The sequence below is a fragment of the Streptomyces aureus genome (genome assembly GCF_001418135.1).
Taxonomy (GTDB): Bacteria; Actinomycetota; Actinomycetes; order Streptomycetales; family Streptomycetaceae; genus Streptomyces; species Streptomyces aureus_A.
Map to the genome: position 1 here is coordinate 1 of NZ_LIPQ01000197.1, position 7,138 is coordinate 7,138.

General features: G+C 74.1%; 3 protein-coding genes. All 3 read left to right on the top strand.

The features are described from left to right. Positions 1–25 precede the first annotated feature (25 nt). Entirely contained in the window at positions 26–1,219 is a 1,194-nt protein-coding gene (locus AOK00_RS17790) for a cytochrome P450 (RefSeq protein WP_055601292.1), read from the top strand. A gap of 56 nt (positions 1,220–1,275) precedes the next feature. Beyond that, positions 1,276–2,850: an ACP S-malonyltransferase gene (locus AOK00_RS17795; RefSeq protein ID WP_055601290.1), complete on the top strand. Its 1,575-nt coding sequence runs from the start codon at positions 1,276–1,278 to the stop codon at positions 2,848–2,850. 20 nt (positions 2,851–2,870) lie between these two features. After that, positions 2,871–7,138 (top strand): SDR family oxidoreductase (locus AOK00_RS17800; protein ID WP_055601291.1); only part of this gene is annotated, 4,268 nt, incomplete at its 3' end.

Consider the following 7,138-nt stretch of genomic DNA (forward strand, 5'->3'; position numbering starts at 1 on the left):
GCCCCCAGACCCAGTGGAGTCCGCGATGACCGCTCCCGCCGTACCCGCCTTCCCGATGCCCCGCCGGCACCCGCTCGACCCGCCGCCCCAGTACGGCGAACTCGGCGCCGAACAACCGGTCTTCCAGGTGCGGACACCGCGCGGCGAGGACGTCTGGGTGGTCACCCGCCACGCGGACGCACGCGCCGTCCTCACCGACACCCGCTTCAGCTCCGACCCGAAGACACCCGGCTACCCCTCCTACATCTCGGGCGACACCCCGCTGCCGCCCGGCTTCTTCCTCAACCAGGACGCACCGGACCACACGCGGCTGCGCCGTCTGGTCACCCGCGAGTTCCTGATCACCCAGATGGAGGCGAAGCGGCCGAGGATGCGGGCCATCCTCGACAAACTGCTCGACGACCTGGTGCGGCAGGGGAACTCCGCCGACCTCGTCACGCAGCTGGCCCTCCCGATGGCCGCCACCGTGATGTGCGAGCTCCTCGACGTCCCGTACGAGGACCACCGGATCTTCGTGACCCTCACGGACACCATCCTCGACCGCAGCAGCACTCCCGAGCAGGCCGAAGGCGCCGCCCGCGAGCTCATGGCCTACTTCGACGAGGTGGTCACGGCCCGGGAGCAGAAGCCGACCGACGACATGCTCGGCCGTCTCGTGGCACAGGAGGAGGCGGGGCGGATCAGCCACGACGAGTTCGTCGGCCTCGCCGCCCTCCTCATGCTCTCGGGCTACGACACCATGGCCCAGATGATCGGCCTGGGCACGGCCACCCTGCTGGAGCACCCCGACCAGCTGGACGACCTCAAGGCCGACCCGTCGCTGTACCCGCAGGCCATCGAGGAACTGCTCCGCTACCTCTCCATCAACCACGCGGGCCTGCCCCGCGCCGCCACCGAGGACCTCACCGTCGGAGGACAGGAGATCCGGGCGGGGGAGGGCGTCCTGGTGATGATCAACGCCGCCAACCGCGACGCGACGGTCTTCGACGAGCCCGACACCTTCGACATCCACCGCAAGGACCCGCAGGCGCACGTCGCGTTCGGCCACGGCTTCCACAAGTGCATCGGGCTGACGCTCGCCCGCGTCGAGCTGAGCACCGTGTTCGCCGGCCTCTTCGGCCGCCTGCCCACGCTCGCGCTCGGCCGACCGCTCCAGGACCTGCCGTTCCGGCACGACATGGTGCTGTACGGAGTCCGCGGACTGCCCGTCACCTGGTGACGCCTCCCGGTGCATCCAGGCCATGCCACTCACCTCACGAAGGACGCAAAGGACGCATGATGGCGGTTGAAACGGTCTTCCTCCTGCCCGGTCAAGGGGGTTACACCCCGGGGCTGTTCGCCGGCGACGACTCGCCCGAGGTCGCGGAGGTCCTCGGCACGGTCGACCGGATCGCGGCCGAGTTCGGACGCGGCGGAGTCTCCCACCTGCTCAGGCAGCCCGACGCGCCCTCCGCGGCGGACCTGGTGCGCGCGGACTCCTTCGCGCTGCAACTCGCCGTGTTCGCCGCGGCCGTCGGCAGCTTCCGCATCGCGGAGCGACAGGACACGCCGGACGTCGTGGTCGGGCACAGCATGGGGGAGATCGCCGCGCTGACGGTCACCGGAGCGTTCACCCCGGCAGACGGGGCACGCCTGGTGTGCCATCGCTCGGAGGCCCTCCTGGCGCACTGCCCGTCGGACGGCGGCATGGTGGCCCTGGAGCTGCCGGCCGCCCGTGCGGCCCACCTGGTGGGCGCCGTCGCCGACCGGGGACTGGCCGTCGCCGTCTCCAACGCGCCGCGCCAGACGGTGGTGTCGGGACCCGACGACGCGGTGGAGGTCGTCGCGCGGCTCGCCGGAGCGCTGGGCGTCCAGGCCACCCGGCTGAACGCTCCCTTCCCCTTCCACAGCCCGATGCTCGCGGTCGCCGCGCACGCCTTCGGCGAGGCCGTCACCGGCATCAGGCAGCACCCCCTGCGCGCCGCGGTGTACTCGCCGGTGGCCGGCGGCTACGTCCAGGACGACACCGACCTCAAGGCCCTGCTCGTCCGGCAGCTCACCACCTCGGTGCGGTTCATGGCCGCCGTGCGAGAGCTGCACGCCGACGGCGCGCGGCGTTTCGTCGAGTGCGGCCGGGCGGGCCTCTCGGGACTCGTCCGGCGCAGCGTGCCGGAGGTGGACACCATCAGCACGGGCCTGGCCCCGCGAAGCGCCGACGCCGCCGCCCCGGCGGGGACGCCCGCCGAGTCCGCGCCGGCCGGGTCCGCTCCGGTGGTCGCGCCTGCTCCGGTGGCCGATTCCGCGCCGCCGGTCCTCGACGAGCTGCGGGAGCTGTACGCGTCGGCGCTCGGTTATCCGGTGGAGGTGATCACGGGGGACGCGGACCTGGAGGCCGATCTGGGGATCGATTCGCTGAAGCGGGCGGAGATGCTCGGGAAGGTGTCGGCGCGTTTCGGTCTGGGGGAGTCGGCCGTGGACGGCCGTTTCGTCGCCCAGCCCACCCTCGCCGACCTGGCCGACCTGATCACGGAGGTACGGGGCTCGGCCCCCGCGGCCGAGGCGGCACCGGTTCCCGCGGCCGACGCGGTCCCGGTTCCGGCGGCCGAGGCGGTCGCGGCCCCCGTGGGGGTCCTCGACGAGCTGCGGGAGCTGTACGCGTCGGCGCTCGGTTATCCGGTGGAGGTGATCACGGGGGACGCGGACCTGGAGGCCGATCTGGGGATCGATTCGCTGAAGCGGGCGGAGATGCTCGGGAAGGTGTCGGCGCGTTTCGGTCTGGGGGAGTCGGCCGTGGACGGCCGTTTCGTCGCCCAGCCCACCCTCGCCGACCTGGCCGACCTCATCACCGCCGTACGGCCGTCCGCGCGCTGATCTACGAATCGGGAGCCAGCATGTCCCACGATCTCTCCGGCCGCACCGTCCTGGTCGCCGGTGCCGGCCGGCCGCTCGGCACATCCGTGACGCGGCGACTCACCCAGCTCGGCGCGCACGTCGTGACCTGCGACGGGTACGACGAGCCCCGGATACGGGCCGCGCTCGGCCCGGCCGACGGCCGTTCCGGCCGCCCCGGCCGTATCGACGCGCTCGTGAACGTCGTGACCGGCGACGCGGGAGCGCACGACGCCCGGACGGCGACGGCCGCGGCCGTCGGCCTCGTCGCGCCGCACGGGCACGGCGCGATCGTGCACGCGGTCACGGCCCCGCCCGCGCCGGAGACGGTGACCGACCTCGTGCGCGACCCCGGTGCCGGAAGGCGGGACGGCATCCGCGTCAACGCCGTGGTCGTGCGGGAGGACGCGGAGACGTCGGCGGCGGAGGGCGTCGCGCAACTCGTCGGGTTCCTGCTGTCCGACGACGCCTCGTCCGTCGACGGCAGGACGCTGGTCGTCAGCGGGCCATCGGCCGAGGCCGCGCCCGCCGACGACGCGGTCGTCGTCGTGGGCATGGGACTCGCCCTGCCGGGAGCGAGCTCGCCCGAGCAGTTCTGGGAGCTGCTGAAGAGCGGCGAGCCGGTGTTCCGCGAACCCGGGGACCGGCTGGACCTGGACCGCGTCTGGTCGGCGGACACCACCGCCGAGGACAAGACCTACGCGCGTGTGTCCGGTTTCATGACCGGATTCGAACCGCACCCGCGTCTGCGGGACGAACTGGAATCAGGAGCCTTCGACAGCGAGGAGTACACGGCGCTCTGGCTCCGGCACTCGCTCCTCGGTGCCACCGAGAAGGTCACCGTCCGGCCCGGCGACCGGCAGCTGTTCGCGGTCGGCCTCACCCCCGACGGCAGCCACCACCTGGAGCACAGCCTGGTCTCGGCCGGCGTGCGGGGGATCCTCGCCGACGCGGGGGAGGAGGTGCCCGACGGCCTCGACACGCTCTACCCGCTGGCCTCCGCGTCCCCGGAGGACGTACTGCCGTACCGGATCGCGCGCATGGCCGCGCCCGATCTCCCCGAATCCGCGGAGATCGTCGTGGTGGACACCGCGTGCTCCTCCTCCCTCTACACCGTCGACCTGGGTGTCCGGGCGCTGCGCGCGGGCGAGGCCGACGTGGCCCTGTGCGGCGGGGCCTTCGCGCTGAGCGCCCAGAACCTGGTGCTGTTCTCCAAGCTCCGCGGCCTCTCCCGGTCCGGCCGGGTGCGCTCCCTGGACCGGGACGCCGACGGCGTGCTGTTCAGCGACGGCGCCGCGATGCTCGTCCTGAAGACCTACGCCAGGGCGATCGCCGACGGCGACCCCGTCCTCGGCTTCGTCGCCGGGTTCGGCGGCTCGTCCGACGGGCGGGGCAAGGCGATCTACGCCCCCAACGCCGCGGGCCAGAAGATCGCCCTCGACCGGGCCTGGCGCTCCGCCGGCGTCACGTCCGAGGACGTGGACTGGATCGTCGCGCACGCCACCGGTACGCCGACCGGCGACCGTACCGAGATGAGCGCGCTCACGCAGAGCGCGGGCCCGGCCAAGACGTGGACCATGACCTCCAACAAGTCGCTGGTCGGGCATGCCGGCTGGGCGGCGGGAGCGGTCTCGGCGATCCACGCACTCCTTGCCATGCGGCACGAAGTCATTCCGGCGCAGCGGCAGTTCGGCGAGCTGCCCGAGGGAGTGCCGACGGGCGTGCACGTCCCGGTCGACGACGTGCCGTGGATCGCCGCCGGGCGCCCGCGCACCGTCGGGGTGTCGGCCATGGGCTTCGGCGGCACGAACGGCCATCTCGTCCTCACGGACCGGCCCCCGGCCGCCCCGGCCGTCGCCGCGCCGCCGGCATCCGCCGTGGACGACCCGATCGTCGTGGTCGCCGAGGGCACGCATCTCCCCGGCGACCCGGACGAACGGCGCATCGCGAGCTGGGCCTCGGGAGGAACCGCCGACTGGCCGGCGTCCTTCGGCGACGCCTATCCGCTGCCCTCTCCCGTGGAACTCCGCCTCGCGCCCTCGGCGATCGCGGCCATGGACCGCAGCCAGTTGATGGCCCTGCGCTGCGCCGACCTCCTCGCCGGGGACTGGGCGAAGGACGAAGCGCTCGCCGCGCGTACGGGCGTGCTCGTCGGCCACACCGGGCCGACCCGGGCCGCACTCGGCGCGGACCTGCGCTGCTACCGCGACGATCTGCTCGACAGGCTGACCGGCCCCGCCGGCCTCCCGCCCCGGACGCTGGACGACGCCATCCGAGCCCTGTCCCGCCCCGTCAACGAGGACGCCTATCCGGGACTGATGCCGAACGTCATCGCGGCCCGGGTGGTGCAACGGCTGGACCTGCACGGCCCGAACATGACGCTCGACGCCGGCCGGGACTCCACCAACTCGGCCGTGGCCACCGCCATCCGGTATCTGCGCGACGGCGAGATGGACCTGGCGGTGGTCATCGGGGTCAACGCCACGACGGACCATGTCCCCACCCACGGAAGCAAGGAGAACGCGGAGGCCGCCGTCGGCTTCGTCCTGACCCGGCTGAGCGTCGCCCGGGAGCACGGCATGACCGTCCTCGGCCGGGTGGAGCTCGCGTCGGGGAGCACCCGCGGCGCCGTCGAGGCCCAGGACGCCGAGCGGGTACGGGAACGCAACTACCGTGGCGCCGAGGGGGCCGTGGCGATCCTGCACGCCCTGCGCGGTTCACGGAATCGGACGGTCGTCCGGCCGCGGGAGGACGCCCACACGCCCGCGATCGTGGTGACACCGCAGGGCTGGGCCGGGACTCCCGAGAGGGAGGCCGAGGGGCCCGGGAGGGTGGCCGATGCCACCGGGCCCGGCCGGGCCGGGGCGGCGGACTCCCTGAGCGGCCATCTCGCTCGGCACGCCCTCGCGCTGCGCCCCGTCCCCGCCCGCGCCGTCCGCCCCGGCATCGCGGCGATCCCCGCCGGAAGCCTCGTGCTGACCGACGAGCCGGGCGCGCTGCGGGACGCCGGCATACCGGCGGACTGCCTCGTCGTCGCTCCCCGGACAGCACCGGACGACGCCACCCTGCCGTTCCCCGTGACCCGCCTCGACCGGCCGGAGGAACTGGAGGGCCTGCTCGCCGCGGCCGGCCGGCCGTTCGGCCAGATCCGCGTCGTCGTCACGGGCGCGCGTGCCGCCGCGTCCGGCTGGGACGTGCCGCAGCGGGTCCTCGACCTCCACGACCTGGCCTTCATGGCGGCCAAGCACAACGCCGCGCCACTCGACGACGGCGGCTGCCTCGCGGTCCTCGCACTCGACGCCGTCGACGGCACGACGCCCCTCCCGGCCGTCGGACTCTTCGGCGGGCTCGTCCGCAGCCTGTCCCAGGAGCTCTCCGGCTGCCTGGTGTTCGCGCTGGTCGTCGATGGCGATGACGCGCGGGCCGCCCTGGCGAGGCTGGCCGAGGAGACGGCCGCGCACCGCTTCGTCCCGGTCGCGTACGACTCCGGTGGCGTGCGGCACGAGCTGATGCTGCTGCCCGTCGAGGCGCCGCCCGCCGACACGGGGCTCGGTCTGCCCGAGGACCCGGTGATCGTGGCCACCGGCGGCGCCCGTGGACTCACCGCCCACCTGGTCCACGAGATGGTGGCCGACCGGGCGCCGCGCGGCGTGTGGCTGCTCGGCACGGGACCCGCGCCCGACCCGTCCGCGTCGGCCCTGGCACGCCTGCCGCGCGCCGACGCCCTGCGGGAGCTGATGGCGCTCCATCCGTCCGAGACCCCCGCGGCCCTCAGCCGCCGCTACGACCGTGCCGTCCAGGAACTCGAACGCGCGGGCACGCTCCAGGAGCTGGAACGCTCCTGCGGCGCCGCACGGGTCCACTACCGGCAGTGCGACGTCCTGGACCAGGACGCCGTGCGCACGGTGATCGACGAGATCCTGGCCGTGGAGGGCCGGGTGGACGTGCTCGTGCACGGCGCCGGCCTGGCCCGTTCCGCGGGCATCACCCGCAAGAAGCTCGCCGACTTCCGGACCGTGCGGGACGTGAAGGTCCGCGGCTACGCGCATCTGCGCGCGGCCCTCGGGGACCGGCGCCCCGCCCTGTGGTGCAGCGTCGGCTCCGTGTCCGCGTTCACCGGACTGCGCGGCGAGCCCGACTACGGCGCGGCCAACGAGTTCCTGCTGCTCGCCGCCGCGCACGCGCGGGCGACCGAGGGCGCGGACGAGGTCGCTCCGGCCTCTGGGCTGTGGGTCGAATCGGGCATGGCGTCGGCGGACACCCCGGGCGG